Below are 26,323 nucleotides of genomic sequence, written 5' to 3' on the forward strand. Positions count from 1 at the left end.
TTATTCTCCTTTAATAAAACTTCTTAGCATATTTTTACCATCCAAAGTCATTATTGATTCGGGATGAAACTGTACTCCGTAAATGGGATATTCCTTGTGCTCTACCGCCATTATCTCGCCGTCGTCCGTTACCGCGGTGACCTTAAGACAATCGGGCATTGTGCTTGCATCCGCCGCAAGTGAATGATATCTTGCGACCTTGGCTTCTTTCGGACAATTCTTGAAAAGCTCGCATGAACTGTCGAATGTAACCGTCGACTGTTTGCCGTGCATAAGCTCTTTTGCATAGGTGATAACCGCTCCGTACGCCATGCAGATTGCCTGATGACCGAGGCACACGCCGAGTGTCGGGATCTCTTTTCCCAAAGTCTTGGCAACCTCTACTATGATTCCCGCATCCTCCGGTCTTCCGGGGCCGGGTGAAAGGATGATCCTGTCGGGCTTAAGTGCTCTTATCTCATCTATTGTCATCTCGTCGTTACGGATAACTTTGATATCCGGGTCGATCTCGCCAACATACTGAAAGAGGTTATAAGAAAAGCTGTCGTAATTATCTATAAGTAATATCATTCTTCCACCTCCTGTGCCATCTCTAGCGCCTTGAGCGAAGCCTTGGCTTTATTAAGGCACTCTGCGTATTCCTTTTTCGGATCTGAATCAGCAACGATTCCGGCGCCGCTTCTTACAAAGACTCTTCCGTTTTTCTTGTAGGCAAGTCTTATGGCTATGCATGTGTCCATATTTCCCGCAAAATCGATGTATCCGATCGCTCCGCCGTAAATTCCTCGTTTGTTATTCTCAAGCTCTCCTATGAGCTTACAAGCCTTAATTTTGGGTGCTCCCGAAAGAGTTCCCGCAGGAAGGATTGCATCTATCGCATCAAAAGCATCTTTTCCTTCCTTGATCTTGCCCCTTACGGTAGAGCCGATGTGCATTACATGAGAAAATCTCAGGATATCGTGGAATCTCTCAACTTCAACCGAGCCAAACTCGCTTATTCTTCCGATGTCGTTTCTTCCTAGGTCTACGAGCATGTTGTGCTCCGCAAGCTCTTTTTCATCCTGTAAAAGCTCTTCCTCGAGCGCCTTGTCCTCTTCCTCCGTCTTTCCTCTGGGTCTTGTTCCCGCAAGAGGGAAGGTGTGAAGTATTCCGTCCTCAAGCTTAACGAGTGTCTCCGGTGATGCGCCCGCAACCTCCACGTCTGTTCCCGCGAAGTAGAACATGTAAGGTGAAGGATTGATTGTCCTGAACATGCGGTAGGCATTCAATAAGCTTCCTTCATAGGGTGCCGACAATCTGTTTGAAAGAACTATCTGGAAGATGTCGCCTTCCTTGATGTGCATCTTTCCTTTTTCGACCATCTCACAGTACTCTTTTTCAGAAAAAAGAGCTGTCACATCGCCTGTAAGTCTTCCGTTGTCGTCCTTTTTCTTTTCACCTTTTTCTATAAGAAGCTTAAGCTGTCTAAGCTCCGTAACCGCTCTGTTGTAGCCGCTCTCTCCGTCCTTTGTCTGCATGTTTACGATCAAAACAATCTTCTGTCTTACGTTGTCAAAAGCGATTACTTTGTCAAATAGCATCAGGTCTATATCCTTGAATGCATCGGAATCCTCTACCTTACATTTTGCGGTAGGTTCGCAGTATCCGAAGTAATCAAAAGCGAAATATCCGACGAGTCCGCCTGTGAAAGGAGGAAGGTAGTCAAATCTGGGGCTCTTGTGCTCCGCCATGATCTCTCTTAAGTACTTTGCCGGCTTATCGGTCTGTATCGTCTTGCCGCCTATCTGCATTTCTCCGTCCTTGCAGGTTATCTCAAGCTTTGGATCGTAACCAAGGAATGTATAGCGTCCCCAAGTCTCATCCGCCTGCGCTGATTCAAGCATGTAGCAGTGCTCCGATACGTTCCGAAGTTTCCTCATGGTCTCAATCGGAGTAATGAAGTCCGATAAAATTTCCATGCTGACGGGGATCACATCGTATTTCTGCGTTTTCATAAGTTCATTGACTTGTTCAAGTGTAGGTGTGATGTTCATGGGTTTGGTTCCTTTCGTTTTTTGTTGATCTGCATGATGGAGTTTGTATTAGAACACCTCTATCACGCAAAAAAGTCCTTGATAGAACTACTATAGTTCTATCAAGGACGAATATACTTAATCCGCGGTGCCACCTTGATTTCATGGGTTACCATGCGCTTAGCGAGATACCAACATATCTCCGGCAACTGACGTATGCCTTCACGTTGTAGGATACTATGCATTATATTGTGAATAATAATGCAGTTGCCCTCCACCCTCAGCGGTCCATTTGACAACTTGTTTCATGCTCACTTCTCACCATCACGAGCTCTCTGTGTTGGCATCATTGCCGTTATCTCCGCTTCAACGGTTTATAATTATTTACTTAAAAAGAATTCTATACTCTATGTTTTGATGTGTCAACCCAAAAGTGTAACTATCCTGCCAAACTCAAGTCCTGTCGTATCTCGCGCCGCTATGACAAGCGAGCCCGATCCCATTTTATCCCTGACAAAAGAGATTGCTTTGGAACGCACATCACCGGATAGCCCTTCAAACGGCTCATCCATTATAAGTACGTCGCTCGGAATACAGCACGCCCTTACTATGCATACAAGACGTCTCTCCGCAGGCGTCAGCTCTTTTACCGGGATATCAACTCTGTCCTCCGGAAGAAGCTTACACAGCTCTTCTCTGACCGTTTGCTTGAACACTTTTTTACTTACAAGTGCGCAATTGGTCACAGCCGAGAAGCTGTCGCAGAGCCTGTCTTCCTGAAATACCACTCCTGCATTTATATACGGATATTTGTAATCACCAAGGAGCGTTACTTTGCCTGCATCGGGAGTTTCCAAGCCAAGGATGATCCGAAGGAGCGTAGTCTTTCCGCATCCGCTCTCTCCCGTAAATATATAGCTGTGTTCATCCTCGATATTTATATTGAAATCATCAAGAATTTTCTGTCCGTTAAATGCTTTCGATATATCTTTTACCTCGATTATCATCTGCTGCTTCCTTTCAAAAAAGATAATAACTCCGGTAAATATATGTACCTTATGACTCTGCTCTTAGGTATACGGTATACTTTCGCCATCTCCAAAAGCTGCTTTAATTTAACGGACATAGAAATTCTCCTTTATTACTTATTACTATCAGTCTTTTTTTAATGATCTTACGATACCTGTCACTGCGCCGAAAAGCACTCCTGCAACGGGCCATACGATCCATGTTGTATCCCATCTCATTGTGATGAAGCTCCATCCAAGATAACCTGCTACAACTATAGGCCAGTAGATTGCTGCAATCTTACCTACAGTCTTTGAAACCTTCTTACCTTCGGGAGTGTAATCACCTTCCTGAAGAAGCTTCTTATAAGAATCCATGATGCTTCCGGCTCTTACGATCATGTTGACGCCGACTGCGATTATTACCAAAAGAGCTCCGACTGCATATGTGGTAGCGTGCTCGTTCTGTTCACCGGAAAAGAGTGCAGTTGCAAATACGGGAATTACCGCAACGATGCATAAGATAACGCCGATTGCTACAAGCATAGCGTGCTTACCCTCAAATCTGCTCTTTTTCTCTCTTACCATTCCGTCAACGCCGTAAGCAGTTTCAATATTGGTCTCTTCAAGATATTTGTAAACATCAAGCTTTTTGCCTGTCATAATGAAAATGAAAACAGCAATCGCTATCATAATAAGAAGTGCTGACAGCGCGAAAACCGTTGACGCTGCATCATTCATAATTCCAAGAGATTCAAATGCCGAACGAAGCATAAGAAATACGGGTGATGCTATACATAATGAAACACCGAGTGCCGTCTTGGGTGCAGTATTCTCAACCAGATTAAGGTATGTATTTGCTTCTTCCATGCTAACGCTTCTGAGTTCCTCTTTGGTAGAAACAGTATCCTGTACTATTACATTTGTAGGAATCTCTTCGATCTCATCCTTTAATAAGTAATCTGTAGATACGCCGAAGATCTCAGCCATCTTAAGTACTCTATTAAGATCGGGTGTTGCCTGCATGCTTTCCCATTTTGATACAGACTGTCTTGAAACATCAAGCTTATCTGCAAGTTCCTCCTGTGACCATCCAAGTTTCTTTCTTTCATTGATAATCTTGTCCGCAAGTATCATTTTCTTTTCCTCCGATTTTGTTTTTTGATTTTCGACCTCGAATCTGATTTTTGTTTTCGAGCTCGATGCGTTTTTTGTTTTTGGATGATCTTAGCTTACAAAAATGATCGGTTGCACACTACAAACTGTGCTTTGAAGTTTGTCAACCGGCAGTTGCATCCGCATAGCTACGGGCTTTTCAGGTTTTCTTTTCATTTGATAACGCGTGTTACTATTGCTTATTTAGTTATCACTGCCAAGTGAATTTTACCATTTTCCGATCGGATGTATCAACTACAGCTTCCACCCCAAAAGGAATTATACAGCGGGGAAGCGCGTGTCCGATATTGATGTTGCAGACTATCGGAAGGCTCTCGTTTGCTATCACTTCCTTAAGCACCTGCTTGTATTCAGCCTCATATTTCCTGTCCATCGGCTTTCCCACAAGAACTCCGCTTATTACATCGAAGACTCCATAGTCCTTTAGATACTGCAAAGCGGCGCGATATTTCTCCGGTGAAGGCTGTTCTTCACTTGATTCAAGCAAAAGAATCTTTCCCTTCCAATCCTCTTTTGAAGGAAATAGCTCATATTTGCTGCAAAGAACAGGCATATCCGCATATCGCTCCCCGTTGAAAATATCATATATGGAATCGATGCAGCCTCCTAATATCTCTCCGTCAAAAGAGCTTTCTCCCTGCAGAAGTTCAAAGCCGTTATCTTCATGCATGGGAAGTGCCGTTCCCATCTGATCAAGGTCAAAATTAGTTCTGCTCTCATACCAGACATCGCTTGGCGTTATCTCTTTTATCTTTCCGGTTGTTATAAGCTCTGTGAAATACTTCTTGGTATATGGCAAGATATCTTTGTCCATCTCGCATATATCAGCAAGAAACGACTGTCCGTAGAAGCTCTCTACGCCGACTTTGTGCAGCATAAAATGATTGATGGTCGTATCTGAAAAGCCAAGGAAAAGCTTGTCATTTACCGCTTTCTTAAGCTCATCGTTATCGAAAAGATACGGTAACAGGCGATATGTATCATCGCCTCCGATGGCGCAAAGAATCATGTCTACCTCAGGATCTTTGTAGGCTGCGATGAGATCCTCCGCGCGCTTTTCGGGGTGAGCTTCCAAATAATCTATACCCTTAAGGGCATTTGGCATGAACTTCACTTTTAGTCCCATTTCTTCAAGGCGCTTTGTTCCAAGCTCAACTTCATGCTTTACAAAATCTTCTCCTATGGTTCCCCGTGAGAGACTCACTATTCCTACTGTTTTGACCATTAATTAAGCTCCTTTACCATGCAAACTTCATCGATATATCTTCCGTCTTTTAACTTAAAAGCTTTGGTAAGTCTTCCGTATTCTTTAAAGCCCATCTTTTTATAAAGCGCAAGCGCTCTTTCATTGTCCGCAAATGCCCCAAGCTCCATCTGTTCAAAGCCCATCGACCTAGCCTGCTTAACCGCTCTGTCTATAAGAATTCCGCCAAGTCCGGCACCGCAAAACTCCTGAAAAAGAGCTATCGCGAAATTGCAGCGGTGCTTAAGCTTATAATTGTTCCTATTTCGATAAACACAAACGTTACCTACAGCTCTGTCTCCGTCAAAAACAGTGAGAAACACAGAACCGTCGTCATTGAGGTTTTCGTTTATGATCCTCTTCTCATCTTCAAGATCGTCATCAACCTCTTCGGGATATCTGATCATAAAATGCGTCTCTTCCGCTATCTTGTAGATATACTCAAGCATCGTCTCAGCATCTTTTTCCTCGGCGCTCCTAATTGTAAGCTTGCGCCCGTCCCTAAGTGTTATCTCTTCCGCTTCATACTTCATAATAGCTCCTCCTTAAAAAAACGCCTCATCAAACCGGTAAAGTTTGATGAGGAATTTTGCCATTTCGAATCTTCTTTCTGAAAAATATTAAATCCAAGTATAATTGGCAGACAATTTCATGTCAACCCTTTTTCTTTTCCAAATTGCTGACAACGAGCGAGCATGAAGCGTCACCGGTGATATTTACTACTGTTCTTCCCATGTCAAAGATCCTGTCGATACCTGCGACAAGCGCGATACCGTCAACGGGAAGACCTACTGATGTAAGCACCATCGCAAGCATTACCATACCTGCGCCGGGAACGCCGGCTGTACCGATGGATGCAAGAGTTGCTGTAAGTACTATCGTGATCATCTGCGGGAACGTAAGCTGAACACCGTAACAAGATGCGATAAAGATAGCGCATACGCCCTGATAGATAGCTGTTCCGTCCATATTTATCGTTGCTCCCAAAGGAAGCACAAATGATGTGATCTCTTTGTCGGCGCCCATCTTTTCACAGCCCTTCATATTGATGGGAAGCGTTCCGACACTTGATGCACTGGAGAATGCAAAGATCATCGCAGGGAGCTGGCCCTTGAAGAACTTAACGGGGCTCATTCCGCCCATAGTTCTCACTGCGATTGAATATACGATGACCATGTGCAGGAAGTAGCAGATGTATGCTGCAAGGAGCACCATTGCAAGTGAGCCGAGAACGGCGCTTCCGTTTGTTGCCACAACAGGGCAGATAAGGCAGAACACACCGATAGGCGAAAGCTTAAGTATCATCTCCATGCATTTCATGAATACCGCATTGAATGAATTGATTCCTTTTACCGCAGGCGCAGCCTCATCGCCGACAAGAATAATGGCAAAGCCGATAAGTATTGCCATTACGATAACCTGAAGCATGGTTGCCTCGGAAAGCGGCATAATAAAGTTAGAAGGAAAAATATTGATGATAGTATCCATGATCGGTGCACTGCTCGATGCCTCGTAAGTAAGCTCCGAGGTCTGAAGCACCGGGAAAAATCCCTTGAAGACATTTCCTCCGACCAAACCTATTACTATGGCAACCGCCGTCGTACATAAGTAGTAGATGATCGTCTTTATTCCGATCGATCCGACTTTTCTTATATCCTGCATGGAGATAACTCCCGACATGATAGAGAAAAGAACTATCGGAACAACTATAAATTTAACAAGATTAAGGAATATCGTGCCGAACGGCTTGATATAGTTCTCCGCAAAATCAGCGTGCCCCTGTAAAAGCAGACCCGCAATAATACCGAGAACAAGTGCGATAAAGATCTGAATTGCCAGTGGTAATTTTTTCTTCATACCGTAACCCTCCTATGCTATTATTATAGCTTATCGGGCACGATAAAGTGAAGCTCGTAATCTTCGTCACCGTCGTATAAAATGCAGATATGATCATCATTTATTCCGGCTCCGAGAGCAACTTCAGGATTTTCGTATAAACGAATTATCTTTTTCTTCTTTATATCATAAACATATACGCCAAGTTCTTTGTTATAGAGATAAATCTTCCCATCAGTCTGATCGCATATTCCGTACTTACATGCGCTCTTTGGAAGCTCGGCTTTCCACAGTTCCTCGCCCGAGTCGCTGATACTCTTAAGGTAACTGGTCTCATCTTCCAAAACAACCGTAACTATCTCATCTTTGGCATCATCTACCGCTGTGACCGTTCCGTCCACGTCAAAAGACATTACGTTCCCCATTCCGTCAAGAACAGAGCCGACTATCGCATTTCCTGCGCAGTCCATCGCGTAGTAGATCGAATCATGCGTTTCAAAGCTGCTCGGTACATTTTCACTGGTCAAAAAAGCACTCACATCGGTTCTACTGAGCATCTTTCCGGTCTTATCTATAACGTCAATCTCAGTAGTTTCACCTGTCAGCATACTGAGAGGCGCCCCGTCAACTATCTCCGTGGAAGCACTGTAGATCAGCATACTGCAATTACCGTCATCGTCAACAGCCATGCGTATAATTCTTTTATTTTGGGGACAATCGTAAGGAAGTTTGTCAAAGCTATCTTTGTCAGTGAAATAGACCGAATAGTTATCTCCTTCGGTGCAGCATAGATATGAATCTCTTCCGTTTGAAGCAAAAATCGATTTCTCGGTTCCGTTCTTTGGATAAGATACAACGCTCTCAGTGTATTTTTTCCCCGTATTACTCATAAAAACATAAGTTGCGATCCCCATCGCAATCACACTGAGCGCAGCCGCTGTCAGGATCATGATATTCTTAAGGTCTTTCATATCCTTACCCCTTTACACTTACCTATATACTGTCCCTTTTTACAATTCCTTCTTTCCTTTTAAGACTTTCCTTTTATAAGCGTTTGCACGAAGCCGCGATCTTCGTGTTAACCGAATGATAACCCATATGAAAAAGCTATTTCAATACCGATGTTATGAACGACGTTGTTTTTGTTATGAACGACGGTTTTTCGTAACAATTAAAAGAGAATGTGTCCAAACGGTGAACACATTCTCAGGTTTCAAGCGCCACAAATGTATATTTTTTCTCAAAAATCATATCTGCGGATCTCACAGTTTTTTATACCAAATAATGAAAATTCTTCATTGTCCATCTCACGGAAATACGACTCAACTATCCTTGCGATTCCGTTGTGCGCCACAAGAATATAAGTCTTTTCATCGTTCTTGATATCATCGAGGAGATTGTAGATTCGCTGTGCGAGCTGCATCATTGATTCGCCTGTACCGAATCTGCTTGCCATGTGCTTCTTGGCTTCATGGAATTCAAGTCCGTCTCTTGGAGTCGACTCATATCTTCCGAAATTCTGCTCGATCAGCCTTTGCTCTATCCTGTACGGGATTCCCGTAACCTCCGATATATGAGCCGCAGTGTCCTTGGCCCTTACAAGAGGTGAAGTAAGGATCTCATCTGCATGGATCCCTTGTTCTAGTATTTTCTTTCCTGTCTCGATTGCCTGCTCGTGTCCAAGCTCCGTGAGCGCTATATCCGTTGCTCCGCAGATCTTATTCTCAACGTTCCAGACCGTCTGCCCGTGTCTTATAAAGTAAAAGTGCGTCATGTACTTCTTTCTCCGTATCTAATTTAAGTATTTTCTCCGCCAGCTCATCGGCCTCTTTTTTGCTCCATCCGGCGATAGCTGCTCTTGTCCTAAGCACATCCGCAGGATTAACGCTGAACTCCTCAAGCCCGAAAGATATAAGAAGCGGCAGAATAAGGCTGTCTGAAGCGGCTTCTCCGCACATAGCGACGGGTATCCCCGCTTTCTTACCACTTTCTATGATATTCCTTATACTTCTGAGCACCGAAGGCTGCAGCGCGGAATACAGATACGAAACATCGCCGTTTCCTCTGTCCACGCTCATCGTGTATTGTATCAGATCATTGGTCCCTATGGAAAAAAAGTCTGCTTCTTTCGCAAGTATATCCGCTATAAGCGCAGCGGAGGGCGTCTCTATCATACAGCCCACCTCAACGTCTTTATCGTGGGCTATTTCCTCTTTATCAAGCTCCTTCGAGGTCTCTTTTACCAGCGCCCTGACTTCCCTAAGCTCATCAAGACAGGTCACTAAAGGCACCATTATCTTGACCTTTCCATGTGCTCCCGCTCTCATGATCGCGCGAAGCTGCGTTTTAAAACTTTCTTTATTACCCAGGCTGTAGCGCACGCCTCTGAATCCTAGGAAAGGATTGCTCTCTTTTTTCAGATTAAGATAAGGAATCTCTTTGTCGCCGCCGATATCCATAGTTCTGATAACTACCGGCTTTCCCTTCATCGCGGTGACAGCTTCCTTATATGCGTTATACTGCTCCTCTTCGGAAGGAAGGTGATTGTTTTCCATAAAAAGAAATTCCGACCTAAACAGTCCGATTCCTTCAGAGCCGTGTTCAAAGGCTCTCGCAGCTTCGTCGGGAGTTCCTATATTGCTGAAAACCTTACACTTAATGCCATCCGCGGTAACTGTCTTTTTATCCTTGTATGTCGAAAGAAGTTCTTCACGCTTAAGATAGTCTTCTCTCTTGGCAATATAATCATAATAGGTCGCATCGTCGGGATTGAGGATCACATTTCCGTGATTTCCGTCAACTATCACGGTGTCCTTGTCCGTCGCAATAGACGTAATATCTTTTACCGACAGAACCGCAGGAATTTCAAGCGCCCTTGCAAGAATAAGCGAATGCGAGGTGATTCCGCCTTCTTCCGTGATTATACCGACCACATTCTCTCTGTTTATGCGACTTGTCACGGAAAGCGTCAGCTCTTTTACCACAAGGACGGTGCCCTGCGGAACATTCTCAACGTCAACTTCCTTAACACCTATGAGGGTCTTTAAAAGGCCTGTCTTGATATCCTTGATATCTGCAGCTCGCTGGCTCATAAGCTCATCGTCCATATCTCGGAACATCTTGATAAAGCCGTCAAGAACAGCCTCCGTTGCGGCCTCGGCGCTAAAACCTTCCTTTATTTTCTTGGTAACGGGTTTTATAAGCTCGGGATCGGACATCATAAGAACATGTCCGTCAAGAATATCCGCTTCACTTGAACCTATGCGGCTTCTCACAGACTCTGCCGTTTCTTTTGTGAGTTTTTTAAGAGTTGAAAGAGCTCCCTCAAGCCTCTTTTTCTCGGCTGCAGGATCATTAACTATGACTGCGTCGTATTTAAGCTCGCTCTCTTTGATGACACAGACGTTTCCTATTCCGATGCCGCCGGATGCGGCAATTCCGTTGTACATTTTGTTACCCCGATCGTATATGCGGGTTCTGCTCCAGGTTGGTCAGCCCGCTTGTGCTTGATATAGTCTTTGGTTACAGTTCCCCATATACTTTCTCTATCATATCTCTGCTTGCCAGGTCATCCGAAAAAGCTGTGGCCGATCCGGCTGCAATTCCCATTTTAAGAGCTTCTTCGAAGTATCCGTCATTCAAAAAGCCCGCAATAAAGCCTGCCACCATAGAGTCCCCTGCTCCGACAGAATTTTTCACCGTGCCCTCGGGACATGTTCTTTTGAGCGTATCGCCCTTTTCCGTAACAAGAAGCGCTCCGTCTCCTCCCATGGATACCAGAACATTTCTTGCGCCCATGTCCTTAAGCGCTTTGGCTCTTTTTTCTATCTCTTCATCGTTCTTCGGCGTTTCCCCGAAGATCTCACCCAGTTCGTCGATATTGGGTTTTATAAGAAAGGGCTTGTGTTTAAGCGCTTTGAGCAAAAGATCCTTTGTCGCATCGACAACAACCATGGCGCCCTTATCGTCCACAAGGCTCATTATATTTTCATATACGTTATCCGGAAGTGAAGACGGTATGCTGCCTGCAAGTATCAGTATGTCGCCGTCCGAAAGCTCTTTTATCTTATTATAAAGCTTTTCAAGCGACTGCGGCGGTATACTCGGTCCCTGAGAATTAATCTCAGTTTCTTTTGTCCCCTTGATCTTGACGTTGATCCTGGACATACCTTCCGGAAGCTTGATGAAATCGGCCTTAATGCCTTTTTCTTCAACGCTCCTTACTATCGCATCGCCTGTAAATCCTGCAACAAAGCCAAGTGCGCAGCTCTCATGTCCCAGATTCTTAAGAACAGAGGATACATTGATGCCTTTTCCTCCGAAATAGCACTCTTCGCTGTCCGTACGATTGGTCATCCCCGGCAAAAGCTCGCTTCCCATGCGGACCACGTAGTCGATCGCGGGGTTAAATGTAACTGTGTATATCATGATGTTCTCCAAATTTCAAAAGCCATAACTCTATAATAAGGTGTTAATCCGCAAAGGTAAAGTGTTCTCTCGGGGACAGGGTTATAGGTCCAAAAATTGTGCGCAATACGTCAAATTATTTTTATCTAAAAAAAGAATAAAGCTTTAAGGATATATCGTGCAGATACCTTTACAAGGGAGCCAAAAATAAACTAAAATAATTGTAGAATCGCGAAAATGACTTACGCCATTTGGCAATTCGTATATCATACATAACGAAGGAGGCGTGTACTGTGGAAGATAATTTACTTAGCAGTGATCATATTGATACCATAGGCGAAATAGCCAATATCAGCATGGGTAATTCCGCCACAACGTTAAGTCTCATGGTAAACAAGAAGGTTGATATAACTACTCCTAACGTTAAAGTCATCAAAAGAAGCGAAGCTCTTGATGACTATGAAAATACGTGCATTTTTGTCCAGATCCATTATGTAAAGGGACTTGAAGGCAACAATGTCTTTATCCTAAAAGAGCATGATGTGAAGGTTATGTGCGACCTTATGATGGGCGGAGACGGCACCAATACTGCGGGTGATATCACAGACCTGCATCTTTCGGCTGCTTCTGAAGCCATGAATCAGATGATGGGCACCAGCGCCACATCTTTATCTTCCATGCTCGGAGTTCCCACAGACATCAGTACTCCCATCGTTAATCAGATTGATGTGGACAGTATAAAAGTTTTTGAAAAAATGTTTGATACTACTTACGATAAATTTGTTAAAATAGCATTTAGGATGACAATCGGCGATCTGATCGATTCGGTTATGGTCCAGCTGTATCCCGTGCAGTTTGCGCTGGATATGTGCGAAAAATTCATGAATAAAGGAAAATAACGGTTACAAATGAACAAACAGGAGACACTTGAGATCAAGAAGCAGTTCACACCGGACAGATGCACAATCGACAGCATTTGCGGCTGCTATGTTGATCATGACAAGAACAAATTATTTACTTTCAGAAAGGCTTTCGGCCAGATTCCCGAAGAGGAAATGTTCAAATATCTGGACATCTTCCAACACACATTATCAGGTACATTTGGTAAAAATCTTATCAGTCTTGAGTTCCCTCTTGACCAAGAACAGCCCGGAGGTACTCAGGACTTTCTTTTGACTCTTCGTAACTCCCAGCTCAAGGACGACGAGCTTGTGGATGAGTGCTACGACAAGATCATTGCCAATTATATCAACGGAGAAAACTACTATATCATCCTCGTTCACGCCGTATACGACATTCCCGGCGTAACATCAGACGGTATCGAGATGGAGGATGCTTCCGAGAAGGTATATGACTACATTCTCTGCAGTATCTGCCCCGTCAAGCTTTCCAAGGCCGGTCTTGGTTATAATGAGTCAAAAAATGTCATTGAGGAAAGATTCCGTGACTGGATAGTAGACGGCCCTGTGAAGGGATTTCTTTTCCCCGCATTTATAGAAAGAGATACCGACATCCACAATATGCTCTACTTCACCAAGAAGCCCGAGGATCTTCAGCCCGAATTTGTCGAAGCGATGTTCGGCGGACGCGCTCCCATCTCCGCTCCCGAACAAAAAGATATCTTTGATGCAGTTGTACAAAATACGATCGGAGAAGACGCAGACTACGATATCATGAAGAATATTCATGATAATTTAAATGAGATGATTGACGATCACGTTGACGATCCGGAGCCTTTGGAGCTTAAAAAGAGTGATGTGAAGCAGCTTCTTCATGACAGTGGTGTATCAGATGAAAGACTCGGCTACTTCGACGAAACTTATGTAAAGTGCGCCGGCGACGAGGATTATCCGCTCCTTGCAAGCAACATCGCACACACAAGGAAGTTCGATATCGAGACTCCCAACGTTGTGATCAAGGTTAAGCCCGACAGAACGGATCTTGTAGAATCCCGCATCGTCGACGGCAGGCAGTGCCTTGTCATCGCAGTTGACGATCATATCGAAGTCAACGGAATCAATGTTAGGACGTTTATGAATAGGTAATCAAAAAGGCTGTCACACCAATCGGTGTGACAGCCTTTTTTGCATTTTATGCATGCATACTTTTGAGCTTTTCAATTCCGGTCTTGGGACGACCGATCATCTCGTAAGCGGGGTCATTGTACTTCTTGAGAAGTCTCTCCCTCATTTCCTCGGGATGATTATATAATTGATCCATTATCCTATCAAAGGCAATTTTCCATTCGCCCATATTATCGTACCTCCGTCTGTTAAACAACAACAGTAACGGGTACAATAATAACTATAAAAAATAATTAATGCAAGTATAAATTTACCAAAATTTATAATGAGGCTATTGCCTTCTTTGGACACTTTGCCACGCAAACGCCGCAATGTGCGCATTTTTCCTGGTCTATCGAGGCCACATTGTTATCAACTGTTATTGCTCCGGCAGGACAATTTTTTTCGCAGATATGGCAAGCGATACATCCCGCTTTGCAATAAGAGTTAACGATTTTTCCCATATCTTGTGATTTGCATGCAACTGCTTCCTGTGCATCATAAGGTATGAGATCTATAAGGTGGTTAGGACAGATATCAGCGCACTTACCGCAGGCCTTACATTTCTCTTTATCCACTACGGCAACACCGTTTACGATGTGGATCGCATCAAACTGACATACGGATACGCATGAGCCGCCGCCGAGACATCCATATGAACAGGTCTTTGCTCCGCCTCCGGGTGCCTGTGACATAAGTCTGCAATCGCTTACTCCGACATAATCATATTTCTTCTCAGCGTTATCGCAGTTACCGTTACAGTGTACAAAAGCAACCTTACGAGCCATATCGCCCGCTTCAACGCCCATAATAGCCGAAATAGCAGCTGCTACCGGAGCACCTCCTACAGGACACTGTGATACGGCTGCCTCACCTTTTGCGATAGCCGAAGCACATCCCGAACATCCCGGATATCCGCATCCGCCGCAGTTATTTCCCGGAAGAACTTCCAGAATAGCTGCTTCTTTTTCATCTACATCAACATGCAACTTCATGTCTGCAAGACCGAGGATAATACCTATAGCAATTCCAACGCCTGCTACAACCGCCGTTGCAATGATTATTCCAATAATCATAAGTTCATCTCCTTCACTTCAAAGCCGAGAATCCGGTAAATGCAATAGCCATGAGTCCGGAAGTAAGAAGTACCATTGGCATTCCCTTAAATGACTCGGGGATGTCGTTGTACTCCATCTTTTCACGAAGTCCTGCCAAAATAACTATCGCAATTGTGAAACCTACAGCTGTTGCAAATCCGCAAACAGTACTCTGTAAGATTGAATAGCCGTCTGTTACGTTGTTGAGAGCAACACCGAGAACCGCGCAGTTGGTGGTAATAAGAGGAAGATACACACCAAGTGCTCTGTAAAGTGAAACAACATACTTTTTGAGTACCATCTCAACAAACTGTACCAGCATGGCAATAACAAGGATGAATACTATTGTCTGCAGATAAGAAAGATCCAAAGGATTCAGGATAAACTTATAAATAATGCTACAAACCAAAGAAGCAAGCGTGATAACGAATACACACGCTCCTCCCATTCCGAGAGCGGTGTCGGTCTTCTTGGAAACTCCAAGGAAAGGACACAGTCCGAGGAACTGGCTAAGTACTACGTTATTAACAAGTGAGGCTGATATCATAAGTCCCACAAGGCTCATAATCTGTTGTGCCATAATTATTCAGCCTCCTTTCTCTTTGCTGCGTTTGCTTTGATCTTGTTCATCGTCGCAATAAGGAATGCAAGAACGATAAATGCACCGGCCTGCTGTATAAAGATGCTGATGGGCTTATATCCCGAAAGGAAAGCACCTACGGCTCCGGGTACAACAGTTCCCTCACCGAGTATCTGTACATCAAATGCTGTGCCCGCACCGATAAACTCTCTTACAAGACCGATTGTCGTAATAGCACAGGTAAAGCCGATTCCCATTCCTATTCCGTCAAAGAAAGAAGGTATGATTCCGTGCTTACTTGCATATGCTTCCGCTCTTCCGAAGATGATACAGTTAACAACGATAAGAGGGATATACACTCCGAGTGCGCTGTTAAGTGCGGGAACGTAAGCCTGCATAAGAAGCTGAACCAAGGTAACGAAGGAAGCAATAACAACTATGAAAGACGGGATCCTGACTGTAGCGGGGATTGTCTTACGAAGTGCTGCGATAACCGCGTTACTTAATGCCAAAACAAATGTTGTTGCAAGTCCCATTCCAAGTCCGTTGATCGCGGATGAAGTAACCGCAAGAGTGGGACACATACCGATCATAAGTACTAAAGTAGGATTTTCAGCAATGAGGCCGTTAAAAAATCTCTCGGCCGGAGTATCCTGCTTGAAGCCCAAAGCTCCTTTTTTTACATTGTCACTCATCACTGTCCTCCTTTCAAAACATTCTCAAAATATGTGATTGAAGCGTTAACTCCGTTGGTTATCGCTCTTGAAGTTATCGTAGCGCCCGAGATCGCTTCAATCTGAGAAGAAGGACTTGTGAGCTGTCCGTTCTTAACTACGCTAAACTGCTGTGCCTGCTTGTTCTCAAACTGAGGAACGATTACCTTCTCGGCATTCATTCCAAGTCCGGGAGTCTCGGCAATTGAGATAATGGAAATTCCGTTTACATTTCCGTCGTTCTTTATTCCGACCGTATATGTGATGAAATCTCCATATCCCTTGGATGAAACTCTTATAACATATCCAAGAGGTGCTCCGGATGCATCCTTAGCTTCTTTTACATCCTCGATGGTAACACCTGTAAGTCCGGAAACCGCTGAAGCTGCTCCGTCAGCATTAAGCTCTACGTCGTCAAAAGTCGCTGCATCGGCGAATACCGACATATTGGCCTTGTCCTGCGCAAGCTTAGCCTGAAGTGCGATAGGATCCTTGGTAACCTGATAAACAAGTCCAAGCAAAACTCCCGCAACAAGAGTAATAGCAAAAAGAACCAAGGCGTTTTTGATCATGCTCTTTGCATCATTCATGCTTTCTTCGCCTCCTTCTTTGCAGTTTTCTTAATTCCGAAAGCTCTCGGAATCGTGAATTTCTCAATAAGAGGAACCAAAAGGTTGCCTATTACGATCGCATAGGAAACACCCTCTGCGTTGGAACCGAAAATACGGAACACGCCTGTGAGTATTCCAAGGATAAATCCGTAAATATATCTTCCCTTGGGTGTTATCGGACATGTCACATAGTCGGTTGCCATAAAGAAAGCACCGAGCATAAGTCCGCCACCTGCAAGGTGCGCTGAAATATAAGCCCAGTTAAATCCGTATCCTCCGAAGAGCCCTACAAATATCGCAAATGTGATTATGTAGGTAAACGGAATAACATAGTCGATAATTCCGAGCGCAAACAGGATCATCGCACCGATCGCAATGCAAAGCATTGAGGTCTCACCGATTGTTCCGCCCGTTCTACCAATGAGCATATCCATTATATTGACATCAGCGCCTGCTTTAAGGTTAGCAAGCGGTGTTGCCCCCGTGTATGTATCGGTAACGAAGTTGGTCATAAGGGCGGGAAAAGATATCACGAGGAATAATCTTCCGCCGAGTGCGGGATTCATGAAGTTCTGGCCAAGTCCGCCAAAGAGCTGCTTAACCAAAATTATCGCAAATACACCGCCAAGTACCGGTACCCAGAACGGTACGGTTGAAGGCAGGTTCATTCCCAGAAGAAGTCCTGTTACAACCGCCGAAAGGTCGCCTATAGTTACACGCTTGTGCATGGCTTTCTCATAGATAAACTCAGATAAAACACAAGAAGCCACGGACAGCAAAAGAATAATCAGAGCATCCGGCCCGAAATTGTAAATACCAAAGCCTGCTGCCGGTAAAAGCGCAATTACAACCCACATCATGATGTTGGACGTGGTAGTGTTTGCTCTTACATGCGGGTTGGATGACACTCTTTTCATATCACTCATTAAAAATGTCCCTCCCTTACTTTTTCCTGTTAGCCAGCTGAATCTTTCTCATACCCTTGATCAGCTGAGTGAGCTGACGTCTTGCAGGGCAGATATAACTGCAGCATCCGCATTCACAGCATTCCATTCCGTACATATCAAGGAATGCCTTTTCGTTGTTGTGTTCAACGGCATCGGCAAGGTTCTTGGGGATAAGTCTCTCGGGACATACCTCCACACATCTTGCACAGTTGATACATGCGCTCGGTTCAAGGGCTGAAACCTCGTCCTTGGTAAGGCATGTAAGAGCTGAAGCCGTCTTGGTTGTGGGAACATCAAGGTCAAAGAGTGCAAATCCCATCATGGGACCGCCTGATATGATCTTGGCAGGCTCAGTCTTGAAGCCGCCTGCGTCCTCAAGAAGCTCCTTGTAATTTGTTCCTATTCTTACTTTATAGTTTCTGGGATCGGCAACCGCATCACCGGTAATGGTAACGATCCTCTCCATGAGAGGTCTTCCCTCTTTTACCGCTCTGCAGACAGCACAAAGAGTATCAACGTTATCAACGATACATCCCGCATCGGCAGGGAGCATCGAAGAGTTGATCTCTCTTCCCGTAACCGCATAAATAAGCATACGCTCAGCGCCCTCAGGATATTTGGTCTTGACGGGCTTAACGCTTATCTTCTCTTCATCTTTAGTTAATTCCTGGAATTTCGCGATCGCGTCGGGTTTATTGTCCTCTATCGCAAGAATACCTCTGGCTTTTGGGAAAATACTGACAGCAATCTTAAGACCTTCCAAAAGAAGCTCCGGCTCCTCTATCATACGTCTGTAGTCAGATGTAAGATAAGGCTCACACTCCGAGCAATTGGCTATAACATAGTCAATCTTGTCCGGTTCCTTCGGAGAAAACTTAACCGCAGTAGGGAATCCTGCTCCTCCCATTCCTACTACGCCGGCCTCTCTGACCGCTGCAATCTTGTCCTCCGCTGTCATCTCCTCGTATGGTTTGAGTGGCTTAAACTCCACCTCTTCATACTTCTCATCGTTCTCTACGATGATACTCTCGCACATAGCGCCGGTAGCCAGCCTGCGCTTCTCAATAGCCTTAACCGTACCTGATACGGTCGAGTAAATCGGTGCCGAAACAAAACCGCCGGCTTCCGCAATCTTTTGTCCTGTAAGAACGTGATCCCCAACAGCGACAATTGCCTTGGCCGGTGCACCGATGTGCTGAGACAACGGATAAACCAAGTCACCTTTTGGTAGCACTGATTTAATGGGCTTGTCCTTAGTAAGTTCCTTGCCTTCATAAGGATGGATGCCGCCCTTAAAAGTACCTCTTGCCATTTCCTACCCTTCTTTCATATTTTAGATGTGTACCCGAAAAGAATAATCGGGTGAAAAATTTAACAATTTAATTATACTATATTTTCACGGTAAAATGCTGAGAAATCGAAAAAAAGTTTAAGAGGAAATGTGATACAATATGGTAGTAGGCGATTTCGGAAAGTGAGATTTTTTATCATGATCAAGACAAACGAAGCTTTGACCTTTAGTGAAGACCATATAATTCATTCACTGCCCAAGATTCTGGGATGTTCAAATAAGGATATTCTTTTCATTGATATAGAGACTACGGGGCTGTCACTTCGAAGTTCAGACCTTTATCTTATAGGTGCTTCATATTATAAGGACGGAAGCTGGCAGATCTGCCAATTTTTCGCAGAAGACATCAATCAGGAAAAAGAGATCCTGGAAGCTTTTTCGGAGTTTTCAAAAGGCTTTTCAAAAGTGCTCCACTACAACGGAGACAGATTCGATATCCCCTATATAAAAAGCAAGCTTGAAAAACACGGCTTGCCCAATATTTTCGAAGACATGGACTCGATCGATATCTACAAAAAAATAGGTCCATACAAAAGACAGCTTGGACTCATGGACTGTAAACAAAAAACAGTCGAGCTCTATCTTGGTATCAACAGAGAAGATAAATACGACGGCGGTAAACTCATACCGATTTATAAGAACTATGAACAAAGCAAAAATAAGGAAGCGCTTAAGCTGCTTCTTTTGCATAACTTCGAAGACGTAAAGGGCATGTTCGGCATACTTCCGATGCTGCAGTACAGCACGTATTTCGCCATGTTCAGAAATCTTCCCAAGGTATCCGTTAAATGCGATGAAGATATCGATGATGAAAAATATTGCCCGGACTGGAGCAACAAACTCCCCGTCAAAGCTGTCAAAGTACAGGCCAATCAATACGATGACATGGACGGTCATTCAAGAAAAGAAATCTTCATGAAGCTCAACATGGCAATGGCTCTGCCTTGCTCTCTGACAGGCAATTATGAAGGCTTTTATCTAAAGACAAACGGAAATGAAGCTACGCTTCGTCTTCCTTTATATGAGACAGAGCTTAAGTACTTTTATGCCAATTACAAGGATTACTTCTATCTTCCAAAAGAAGATATGGCGATCCATAAATCCATCGCTTCATTCGTAGACAAGGCATACCGTGAGAAGGCAAAACCCGAGACCTGTTACACCAAGAAAGAAGGTCAGTTCCTTAAGGAATGGGATCTTGTTTTTTCACCTTTCTTCAAAAAAGATTATGAGGATAAAAACTTCTATTTTGACCTCAGTGAAAACATGAAAAAGAGCCGTTTTGCGATGAGCTTATATGCATCTCATGTAATGGCTAAGATATTGGAAATATGATCATAAAAAATGATCGAGTGAACCAAGCACCACTTGATCTTACACAGAACAGCGGCCCGGGGGAATATGCCACCCGAGCCGCTGCTCTGTTTAGATGTAGAGTTAGGAGAAAACTATTAGGCTTTAGGCTTCTCGTAATAGAAGGAGTTTTTACGAACGAAGCCTATTTCTTTATAATTTATTATCTGCTCCGTGCTTCCGATAAAGAGGATTCCGCCGGGAGCAAGTGAATCATAGTACTTTCTGAACACCTCGTCCTTGGCTTCCTCTGTAAAATATATAAGCACGTTTCTGCAGACGATAAGGTGAAGATCCTTTGGATAGGGATCACGAAGGAGATCTGCCTGTTTAAATGTAACTCTCGACTTGATCTCATCCGACACCTTCATTTTGCCGTCTTCCGTCTCCGTAAAATACTTGGTCTTAAAATCTGCCGGAACGCCGGCAACCTCTTTTTTGTCATATATAGCCGCTTTTGCTTTCGCAAGAACAACGGCGTCAAGGTCCGTAGCAAGAATGCTCACCTGATTAAGCGGCATATGCTTGGACAACAACATAACTATCGTGTAAGGCTCATCGCCCGTCGAGCACGCTGCGCTCCATATCTTAAGGTTCTTTCCGAACTTGCTCATAAGCTCGGGAACCATCTCTTTATCCATGAGGTGCCACTGATCAGCATTTCTGAAAAACTCCGATACATTGATCGTCAGATATGAAACAAAAGCATCAAGTGCTTCTCTGTCTTTTTTGATCAGCTCCGCAAAACCGTCATAGCCTTTTACATCGTACTTACCGATCAGCGTATCTATTCTTCTCTTCATCTGCTTTTCTTTGTAAGCATTAAGATCAATCTTCGTAAGATCATAAACCGCTTTTTTAAACCACTCATAATCGTAAACCATAGATGTCACCCTCCTGATCGGCCTATGTATTTTTGAGCCTAATAATATTTTATAATATAGCAGAATATATGTAAAATTAAATAATTATAAACGACATCTCAAACATATTTGATCCCAAAGTGACATCTGTCAAAGAAAATGCTCTTAGTCATCCTCAGGCTTTAGTTCATCTCCATAGGTATATACCTCATCGGAGATGCCGAGCTTCTTGCGATAATCCTTTAAGATATCCTCTATTTCTTCTATGGTGCAAAGCGTCTCATCCGGGTCAACAAAAGCTTCACAGGCTTTCTTATACGCATCTTCAAGATCTGTGGCATCCTCGCCGTGTTCGTCTTCAGGATAACGGTATTCCACGTCTACTGTTATATACTTTTTATTGTCATAAAAGGTATACCGGTCTACATCCACCCTTATGTCATCTCCGCCGATCCGGATACCGTTAATGGTCACATCCTCTTCGGGAGGATCATATTCTGTCTCATATATCGATTCATCCCACTCATACCACAAATGATACTTTCCTTCAGCATCAAGATATCCGTTAAATCCTCCGTGAGTCATAGCCCCGCCCGAGCCTGATACATATATCATTCCGGAATACGTTATGACTGCGGATTGTCTGGCCCAACAGTCCTGAATATAGCATATCTTCAGCTTTCCGCCAAAATTCTTTACTATCAGACTTAAGCCATATCCATGTGGATCTTCTTCATTATATATGTCCACCATAAGTTCATAGCTTCCATCTAGTCCCAGATCCAGATAGTTCTCACATAGATATTCATCATTCTCCGGGATATTGTTTCGATCTATCTGTATCAAGCTTTCAATTTCAGGTAGCGTATAACTTTTTTGCTCAGAGGATAACTCAAATTGATCGCAAAAATCACTGCAGTCTTCTGAAAATTCAGAGGCCACTTCTCCGTTTATAAATCCCGAATATAGCTTCTCCGACTCTTCATCAAGCGTAATCTCCGATTTATCTTTTCCGTCTATATAATCTCTCCATATATCATATGGACTTTGAGACTTATCAGTGGTTGACTCCGCGCCGCCTGCAGCCGTAGCTTCGCTGTCTTTGGAATCCGCTTCAGTAGCTCGCTCAGAAGCTGTTGACGAATCGGCGGCTCCTTGCGAAGACTCCTCTGCCGGATTTGCAGTTTTGGGCGCGGATGCTTTACTTCCGCACGCGACTAGGCATAGACATAGCCCCAGTACAGGTAATAAACTTACTCTTTTCATTTTCTCTTCTCCTTTTATATAAGCGTTTAAAATCTTTATGAAGCGGAGCTCAGTGCTCTGTACATATCAAGCCGCTTCTTGGCGTTTATCAGGACTGCGCAGCAGATTAAATCAAGAATGCATACCACAATCCAATTATAAGAAACCATTCCCCTTAGAACACTCTTTTGCCAAAAGATCTTGCTATAGTAATTTATCGTGTAGTTAAAGCCCATGATCACTATGGTGTTGCGGCCGAAGAACTTAAGGACCGCGCTTTTCCTGATCACGTTCTTAAACAAAAGAAGTACAAAGACCGACATTGAAATGCTCCCCAAAATAAACAATGCCGGATACTTACCAAACTCTCTTAAATTGATGTCGACCTTGCCGTTTGTGAGTGTGCATAACACAAACGCAGCAAGAAGTGCCGGCATAAGAGCTGCAAAAAGAACCGGCTTCTTCACATAATCCAAATAAGGTTTAAGATAAAAGCCCACCAACATAAAGCCCGCACCGATTAGCGACAGTCCCATGTGCCATGGAAGTATCGGGCTCTTTATCATATCAAGAGCTATATTTACTGCCCAAAAAGCCACAAACATAGCGACTTTAAGCGCCCTGTTCTTTATCTTAAAAACAGCCCATACCACTATCGTACTTAAAAAGATGCAAGGCAAAAACCACAGCGGTACACTCGTGCCCATTCTCGCTTTCGTACTGTAGGAATAGAGCGCCCAAAATATGCTTCTTGCGCCTTCCTGCGTAAACTCATCAAAGCTGTAGCCCGAAACAAGATCATAGATAAGCTCAAGTCCTATATTTATTCCGCACAGAATAAAATAAGGTATCAGGTAAGCCTTGAATTTACTTACAACAAGCTCTTTAAAACCTTTTTCTTCCCATTTGCTTCTGTTATAAAGAAGTCCCGACAGTATAAAGAAAAACGGCATGTGGAAACCATATATAAGCTGCGTTAAAAGCTTCGGGGCGCCCGAATGTCCTATAAGCATTAGGATTATTACGGCGCCCCTCGCAATATCAATATATTCAGTTCGCGTTCTCGTAAGTTGTTTCATAGCATTATAATACGGGCAGCAAAAAGATTTGCTGCCCGTGCAAAAATTCTACTGTTCTAAATTATTAGTTCTCTTCGTTCTGCTCAGCGATAACCTTGTCGATATCTACTGATACAACGTCGCCCTCTTCCTCAGCTGCTTCGTCTTCCTTCTCGGGAGCGAACATAGCCTTGATTGAAAGGCTGATCTTCTTCTCATCCTCGTTGAAATCAACGATCTTAGCTTCTACTTCCTGACCTACCTTAAGTACGTCTGAAGGCTTCTCAACATGCTCTTTAGCGATCTGAGAAACATGAAGAAGTGCATCGATTCCTGCCTCAAGCTCGATGAAAGCACCGAAGTCAGTCATTCTTGCAACTTTACCCTTAACTACGTTGCCTACTGCATATTTCTCAGTAGCATCCTTCCAAGGGTTCTCGTCGTCAAACTTTCTTGAAAGAGCGATCTTGCTTCCGTCAATGCTCTTAACAAGAACCTTGACTGTATCGCCGATCTTGAATACTTTCTTAGGGCTCTCAACGCGTCCCCAGCTCATCTCTGAGATATGAAGGAGACCGTCTGCTCCACCGAGATCGATGAATGCACCGAAATCAGTAACGTTCTTAACTACGCCGTCAACGACATCGCCAACCTTGATAGTATCGAACAACTTCTTAGCCTGCTCTGCCTTCTCAGCTGTAACAAGCATTCTTCTGTTACCGATATATCTGCGTCTCTTAGGATTGTACTCAGTTACAACGAACTGAATCTCCTGATCCTGATACTTGGAAAGATCTTTCTCATAGCTGTCTGAAACAAGACTTGCTGGGATGAAGATTCTGACTTCATCAACCACTACTGTAAGACCACCCTCGAGAACCTGAACAACCTTGGCCGTAAGAACTTCCTTGTTGTTGAATGCTTCTTCGATTCTCTTGTTGCCTCTGTCGATTGCGAGTCTCTTGTATGAAAGAATAACCTGTCCGTCTGCATCGTTGGTCTTAAGGACCTTAACGTCCATTGTGTCGCCAACCTTTACTGCAGTTGTAAGGTCAATGCTGTTATCGTTGCTATATTCGTTCTTGGTCAAGATACCATCGGACTTGTAACCAATGTTAAGGATTATCTCGTCAGGCTTAACGTCAATAACAGTTCCCTCAACAACCTCCCCTGTATGAATTGTTTTGAAAGATGCGTTAAGCAACTGTTCAAAAGTTTCTTCTGACATAATTCTGAACCTCCTCAATAATGTTCTTTGGGGTTGATGCCCCGGCGGTAATCCCCACTAGCTTAACCGCTTTAGTTATATCTAAATGCAAGTCATCCAGTGTCTGAATAAAATATGTATCGGAACACTTCTTGCTGCATATTTCGTACAGTTTCCTGGAGTTAGAACTGTGCGCGCCACCAATAACTATCATTACATCGGCTCTGGAAGCAATTTCTTCGGCCTCTGTCTGGCGTACCTCAGTAGCGTTGCATATAGTATTCACAATATTAATATTGTAACCGTTATTCCTAAAGATTTCAACGGTTTCTTGAAATTTATTCTTGTTAAATGTAGTCTGGGACACTATTGTGTAATCTTTGGTCTTGTCTCCTTCAAAGTTTACGGCACTTTCAGGGGAGTCGACCACGTAAACTTCGCCTTTTGAATAGCTTACTATTCCCTCGACCTCCGGATGATTGGCAGAGCCAATTACAATTATGCTCTTTCCCTTCTCACTCTCCTCTTCCACGATCTTGTGAATACGCTTAACAAAAGGACAGGTGGCATCCATTATCTCAAGCCCTGTTTCCGCAAGCTTTTCATAGGTCTCTTTAGTCACGCCGTGGGAACGGATAATGATCGTTCCTTCCGTCACACCCTTAAGCTCATCGACAGACTCTATGACCTTAACCCCCTTTTTTTCAAGGTCGGAAACAACAGTCTCGTTGTGAATAATGGGACCGTAGGTAAAAATATTTTTTCCTGATTTATTATTTATCTGGTCGTATACGGTCTCAACTGCCTTGGTAACTCCAAAGCAAAAGCCCGCATGCTCGGCAACTATAACTTCCATAATCATCTCCTACCGCTCATATAGCGGCAATTTATCATCCCTTGTACAGAGTAATGATCTTATCTACCACCTCGTCGATCGTCATATCGGATGAATCTACCAAGACCGCGTCGTCAGCCTGTTTAAGAGGTGATATGTCTCTGTGCATATCTCTGTAATCTCTCTCGATGATCTCTTTTTCGATCACATCGATATCACACTCAATTCCTTTTTCTGTAAGTTCTTTAAATCTTCTGTCCGCCCTTACCTTAGAGCTTGCAGTAAGGTAAACCTTGCACTCGGCGTTCGGAAGGACAACGGTTCCGATATCTCTTCCGTCCATGACAACATCTGTAGTCTCCGCAAGTTTCTGCTGAAGCTCAACAAGCTTTTCCCTAACGTATCCGATGACACTGATCGCCGAAGCCATGTTTCCGACTTCCTGGGTTCTTATAAGTCCGTTTACGTTTTCACCGTTAAGAAATACCATCTGCTCGCCGTTCTCATGCTTAATGGTGATGTCTGCAGCCTTACATTTCTCAACGATCTTTTCGGTCTCGTCCGCTCCGATTCCCTCTTTTATCATAAAAAGAGCCATCGCACGGTACATTGCTCCCGTGTCCACATATATAAATCCAAGGTTCTTTGCCACGCGCCTTGCTATTGTACTTTTTCCCGCTCCCGCAGGTCCGTCGATCGCAATCTGTTTACTCATTTCT

27 protein-coding genes are annotated in these 26,323 nt (G+C 43.8%); 3 read left to right on the forward strand and 24 right to left on the reverse strand.

Annotated elements, in window-relative coordinates; genetic code table 11:
- The 11 genes from BM377_RS07025 to pfkB all read right to left on the reverse strand — a co-directional run bounded on the left by BM377_RS07025 (position 1) and on the right by pfkB (position 11,702).
- The gene (locus tag BM377_RS07025; RefSeq protein WP_092245845.1) at positions 1-570 is read right to left on the reverse strand and encodes an anthranilate synthase component II; all 570 of its coding nucleotides are present in this window, start codon (positions 568-570) and stop codon (positions 1-3) included.
- Positions 567-2,033: an anthranilate synthase component I gene (gene trpE / locus BM377_RS07030; protein ID WP_092245848.1), complete on the reverse strand. Its 1,467-nt coding sequence runs from the start codon at positions 2,031-2,033 to the stop codon at positions 567-569. The genes BM377_RS07025 and trpE overlap by 4 nt, the downstream gene beginning before the upstream one ends.
- A gap of 401 nt (positions 2,034-2,434) precedes the next feature.
- Positions 2,435-3,019: an ABC transporter ATP-binding protein gene (locus BM377_RS07035; protein ID WP_092245852.1), complete on the reverse strand. Its 585-nt coding sequence runs from the start codon at positions 3,017-3,019 to the stop codon at positions 2,435-2,437.
- A gap of 147 nt (positions 3,020-3,166) precedes the next feature.
- Entirely contained in the window at positions 3,167-4,156 is a 990-nt protein-coding gene (locus BM377_RS07040) for a helix-turn-helix domain-containing protein (RefSeq protein WP_092245855.1), read from the reverse strand.
- Positions 4,157-4,385: 229 nt separating this feature from the next.
- Entirely contained in the window at positions 4,386-5,420 is a 1,035-nt protein-coding gene (locus BM377_RS07045) for a S66 family peptidase (protein ID WP_092245858.1), read from the reverse strand.
- Entirely contained in the window at positions 5,420-5,971 is a 552-nt protein-coding gene (locus tag BM377_RS07050; RefSeq protein WP_092245861.1) for a GNAT family N-acetyltransferase, read from the reverse strand. The genes BM377_RS07045 and BM377_RS07050 overlap by 1 nt, the downstream gene beginning before the upstream one ends.
- A 121-nt stretch (positions 5,972-6,092) precedes the next feature.
- Positions 6,093-7,295 (reverse strand): dicarboxylate/amino acid:cation symporter, encoded by a 1,203-nt coding sequence (locus tag BM377_RS07055; RefSeq protein ID WP_092245865.1) that lies wholly within the window; start codon positions 7,293-7,295, stop codon positions 6,093-6,095.
- Positions 7,296-7,318: 23 nt separating this feature from the next.
- Entirely contained in the window at positions 7,319-8,245 is a 927-nt protein-coding gene (locus tag BM377_RS07060) for a hypothetical protein (protein ID WP_092245868.1), read from the reverse strand.
- A 269-nt stretch (positions 8,246-8,514) separates the two neighbouring features.
- Positions 8,515-9,048, reverse strand: a complete 534-nt coding sequence (locus BM377_RS07065) for a histidine phosphatase family protein (protein WP_092245871.1) — start codon at positions 9,046-9,048, stop codon at positions 8,515-8,517.
- Complete coding sequence (gene ptsP, locus BM377_RS07070; protein ID WP_092245874.1) at positions 8,999-10,723, reverse strand: phosphoenolpyruvate--protein phosphotransferase; 1,725 nt, start codon at positions 10,721-10,723, stop codon at positions 8,999-9,001. Before ptsP ends, BM377_RS07065 begins: the two co-directional genes overlap by 50 nt.
- A gap of 73 nt (positions 10,724-10,796) precedes the next feature.
- Positions 10,797-11,702: a 1-phosphofructokinase gene (gene pfkB, locus BM377_RS07075; protein WP_092245877.1), complete on the reverse strand. Its 906-nt coding sequence runs from the start codon at positions 11,700-11,702 to the stop codon at positions 10,797-10,799.
- Positions 11,703-11,974: 272 nt separating this feature from the next.
- Here pfkB and fliY point away from each other — a divergent pair, with 272 nt between their 5' ends.
- The gene (gene fliY / locus BM377_RS07080) at positions 11,975-12,580 is read left to right on the forward strand and encodes a flagellar motor switch phosphatase FliY (protein ID WP_092245880.1); all 606 of its coding nucleotides are present in this window, start codon (positions 11,975-11,977) and stop codon (positions 12,578-12,580) included.
- 9 nt (positions 12,581-12,589) lie between these two features.
- Positions 12,590-13,726 (forward strand): DUF4317 domain-containing protein, encoded by a 1,137-nt coding sequence (locus tag BM377_RS07085; RefSeq protein ID WP_092245883.1) that lies wholly within the window; start codon positions 12,590-12,592, stop codon positions 13,724-13,726.
- A 46-nt stretch (positions 13,727-13,772) separates the two neighbouring features.
- On the opposite strand, the gene BM377_RS16325 is transcribed toward BM377_RS07085, so the two are convergent.
- From BM377_RS16325 to rsxC, 7 genes are all read right to left on the reverse strand, one after another.
- Positions 13,773-13,934 carry a hypothetical protein gene (locus tag BM377_RS16325; RefSeq protein ID WP_158588619.1) on the reverse strand — a complete coding sequence of 54 codons (162 nt, stop codon included), beginning with the start codon at positions 13,932-13,934 and terminating at the stop codon, positions 13,773-13,775.
- Between the two features lie 91 nt (positions 13,935-14,025).
- A complete protein-coding gene (locus BM377_RS07090; protein WP_092245886.1) occupies positions 14,026-14,820 on the reverse strand; it encodes an RnfABCDGE type electron transport complex subunit B in 795 nt (264 codons plus the stop codon).
- Between the two features lie 13 nt (positions 14,821-14,833).
- Complete coding sequence (gene rsxA, locus BM377_RS07095; RefSeq protein ID WP_330392959.1) at positions 14,834-15,421, reverse strand: electron transport complex subunit RsxA; 588 nt, start codon at positions 15,419-15,421, stop codon at positions 14,834-14,836.
- A gap of 2 nt (positions 15,422-15,423) precedes the next feature.
- Complete coding sequence (gene rsxE / locus BM377_RS07100; RefSeq protein ID WP_242948114.1) at positions 15,424-16,116, reverse strand: electron transport complex subunit RsxE; 693 nt, start codon at positions 16,114-16,116, stop codon at positions 15,424-15,426.
- On the reverse strand, positions 16,116-16,724 hold the full coding sequence (locus BM377_RS07105) for an RnfABCDGE type electron transport complex subunit G (protein WP_092245889.1): 609 nt from the start codon (positions 16,722-16,724) through the stop codon (positions 16,116-16,118). The genes rsxE and BM377_RS07105 overlap by 1 nt, the downstream gene beginning before the upstream one ends.
- On the reverse strand, positions 16,721-17,671 hold the full coding sequence (locus BM377_RS07110; RefSeq protein ID WP_092245892.1) for an RnfABCDGE type electron transport complex subunit D: 951 nt from the start codon (positions 17,669-17,671) through the stop codon (positions 16,721-16,723). Before BM377_RS07110 ends, BM377_RS07105 begins: the two co-directional genes overlap by 4 nt.
- Before the next feature lie 16 nt (positions 17,672-17,687).
- On the reverse strand, positions 17,688-19,004 hold the full coding sequence (gene rsxC / locus BM377_RS07115) for an electron transport complex subunit RsxC (RefSeq protein ID WP_092245895.1): 1,317 nt from the start codon (positions 19,002-19,004) through the stop codon (positions 17,688-17,690).
- Between the two features lie 177 nt (positions 19,005-19,181).
- On the opposite strand from rsxC, the gene BM377_RS07120 reads away from it, so the two are divergent.
- Positions 19,182-20,378, forward strand: coding sequence for a ribonuclease H-like domain-containing protein (locus tag BM377_RS07120; protein ID WP_092245898.1), 1,197 nt, complete (start codon positions 19,182-19,184; stop codon positions 20,376-20,378).
- Between the two features lie 116 nt (positions 20,379-20,494).
- Here BM377_RS07120 and BM377_RS07125 read toward each other — a convergent pair whose 3' ends face one another.
- The 6 genes from BM377_RS07125 to cmk all read right to left on the reverse strand — a co-directional run bounded on the left by BM377_RS07125 (position 20,495) and on the right by cmk (position 26,319).
- A complete protein-coding gene (locus tag BM377_RS07125; protein WP_092245901.1) occupies positions 20,495-21,280 on the reverse strand; it encodes a CheR family methyltransferase in 786 nt (261 codons plus the stop codon).
- Between the two features lie 144 nt (positions 21,281-21,424).
- On the reverse strand, positions 21,425-22,525 hold the full coding sequence (locus BM377_RS07130) for a PLP-dependent aminotransferase family protein (RefSeq protein ID WP_092245904.1): 1,101 nt from the start codon (positions 22,523-22,525) through the stop codon (positions 21,425-21,427).
- A 35-nt stretch (positions 22,526-22,560) separates the two neighbouring features.
- Positions 22,561-23,583: an acyltransferase family protein gene (locus BM377_RS07135; protein WP_092245907.1), complete on the reverse strand. Its 1,023-nt coding sequence runs from the start codon at positions 23,581-23,583 to the stop codon at positions 22,561-22,563.
- A gap of 64 nt (positions 23,584-23,647) precedes the next feature.
- Positions 23,648-24,790 (reverse strand): 30S ribosomal protein S1, encoded by a 1,143-nt coding sequence (gene rpsA / locus BM377_RS07140; RefSeq protein WP_092245910.1) that lies wholly within the window; start codon positions 24,788-24,790, stop codon positions 23,648-23,650.
- Positions 24,771-25,625, reverse strand: coding sequence for a 4-hydroxy-3-methylbut-2-enyl diphosphate reductase (gene ispH, locus BM377_RS07145; protein WP_092245913.1), 855 nt, complete (start codon positions 25,623-25,625; stop codon positions 24,771-24,773). The genes rpsA and ispH overlap by 20 nt, the downstream gene beginning before the upstream one ends.
- Positions 25,626-25,659: 34 nt before the next feature.
- Positions 25,660-26,319 (reverse strand): (d)CMP kinase, encoded by a 660-nt coding sequence (gene cmk, locus BM377_RS07150; RefSeq protein ID WP_092245916.1) that lies wholly within the window; start codon positions 26,317-26,319, stop codon positions 25,660-25,662.
- Positions 26,320-26,323 lie beyond the last annotated feature (4 nt).

It is taken from the genome of Butyrivibrio sp. INlla21 (assembly GCF_900116875.1).
Lineage (GTDB): Bacteria > Bacillota > Clostridia > Lachnospirales > Lachnospiraceae > Butyrivibrio.

Excerpts from the sequence above, each read along its gene's own strand:
- BM377_RS07025 (WP_092245845.1), bottom strand. The coding sequence starts at position 570 with ATGATATTACTTATAGATAATTACGACAGCTTTTCTTATAACCTCTTT.
- trpE (WP_092245848.1), bottom strand. The coding sequence starts at position 2,033 with ATGAACATCACACCTACACTTGAACAAGTCAATGAACTTATGAAAACG.
- BM377_RS07035 (WP_092245852.1), bottom strand. The coding sequence starts at position 3,019 with ATGATAATCGAGGTAAAAGATATATCGAAAGCATTTAACGGACAGAAA.
- BM377_RS07040 (WP_092245855.1), bottom strand. The coding sequence starts at position 4,156 with ATGATACTTGCGGACAAGATTATCAATGAAAGAAAGAAACTTGGATGG.
- BM377_RS07045 (WP_092245858.1), bottom strand. The coding sequence starts at position 5,420 with ATGGTCAAAACAGTAGGAATAGTGAGTCTCTCACGGGGAACCATAGGA.
- BM377_RS07050 (WP_092245861.1), bottom strand. The coding sequence starts at position 5,971 with ATGAAGTATGAAGCGGAAGAGATAACACTTAGGGACGGGCGCAAGCTT.
- BM377_RS07055 (WP_092245865.1), bottom strand. The coding sequence starts at position 7,295 with ATGAAGAAAAAATTACCACTGGCAATTCAGATCTTTATCGCACTTGTT.
- BM377_RS07060 (WP_092245868.1), bottom strand. The coding sequence starts at position 8,245 with ATGAAAGACCTTAAGAATATCATGATCCTGACAGCGGCTGCGCTCAGT.
- BM377_RS07065 (WP_092245871.1), bottom strand. The coding sequence starts at position 9,048 with ATGACGCACTTTTACTTTATAAGACACGGGCAGACGGTCTGGAACGTT.
- ptsP (WP_092245874.1), bottom strand. The coding sequence starts at position 10,723 with ATGTACAACGGAATTGCCGCATCCGGCGGCATCGGAATAGGAAACGTC.
- pfkB (WP_092245877.1), bottom strand. The coding sequence starts at position 11,702 with ATGATATACACAGTTACATTTAACCCCGCGATCGACTACGTGGTCCGC.
- BM377_RS07085 (WP_092245883.1), top strand. The coding sequence starts at position 12,590 with ATGAACAAACAGGAGACACTTGAGATCAAGAAGCAGTTCACACCGGAC.
- BM377_RS16325 (WP_158588619.1), bottom strand. The coding sequence starts at position 13,934 with ATGGGCGAATGGAAAATTGCCTTTGATAGGATAATGGATCAATTATAT.
- BM377_RS07090 (WP_092245886.1), bottom strand. The coding sequence starts at position 14,820 with ATGATTATTGGAATAATCATTGCAACGGCGGTTGTAGCAGGCGTTGGA.
- rsxA (WP_330392959.1), bottom strand. The coding sequence starts at position 15,421 with ATGGCACAACAGATTATGAGCCTTGTGGGACTTATGATATCAGCCTCA.
- rsxE (WP_242948114.1), bottom strand. The coding sequence starts at position 16,116 with ATGAGTGACAATGTAAAAAAAGGAGCTTTGGGCTTCAAGCAGGATACT.
- BM377_RS07105 (WP_092245889.1), bottom strand. The coding sequence starts at position 16,724 with ATGAATGATGCAAAGAGCATGATCAAAAACGCCTTGGTTCTTTTTGCT.
- BM377_RS07110 (WP_092245892.1), bottom strand. The coding sequence starts at position 17,671 with ATGAGTGATATGAAAAGAGTGTCATCCAACCCGCATGTAAGAGCAAAC.
- rsxC (WP_092245895.1), bottom strand. The coding sequence starts at position 19,004 with ATGGCAAGAGGTACTTTTAAGGGCGGCATCCATCCTTATGAAGGCAAG.
- BM377_RS07120 (WP_092245898.1), top strand. The coding sequence starts at position 19,182 with ATGATCAAGACAAACGAAGCTTTGACCTTTAGTGAAGACCATATAATT.
- BM377_RS07125 (WP_092245901.1), bottom strand. The coding sequence starts at position 21,280 with ATGGTTTACGATTATGAGTGGTTTAAAAAAGCGGTTTATGATCTTACG.
- BM377_RS07130 (WP_092245904.1), bottom strand. The coding sequence starts at position 22,525 with ATGAAAAGAGTAAGTTTATTACCTGTACTGGGGCTATGTCTATGCCTA.
- BM377_RS07135 (WP_092245907.1), bottom strand. The coding sequence starts at position 23,583 with ATGAAACAACTTACGAGAACGCGAACTGAATATATTGATATTGCGAGG.
- rpsA (WP_092245910.1), bottom strand. The coding sequence starts at position 24,790 with ATGTCAGAAGAAACTTTTGAACAGTTGCTTAACGCATCTTTCAAAACA.
- ispH (WP_092245913.1), bottom strand. The coding sequence starts at position 25,625 with ATGGAAGTTATAGTTGCCGAGCATGCGGGCTTTTGCTTTGGAGTTACC.
- cmk (WP_092245916.1), bottom strand. The coding sequence starts at position 26,319 with ATGAGTAAACAGATTGCGATCGACGGACCTGCGGGAGCGGGAAAAAGT.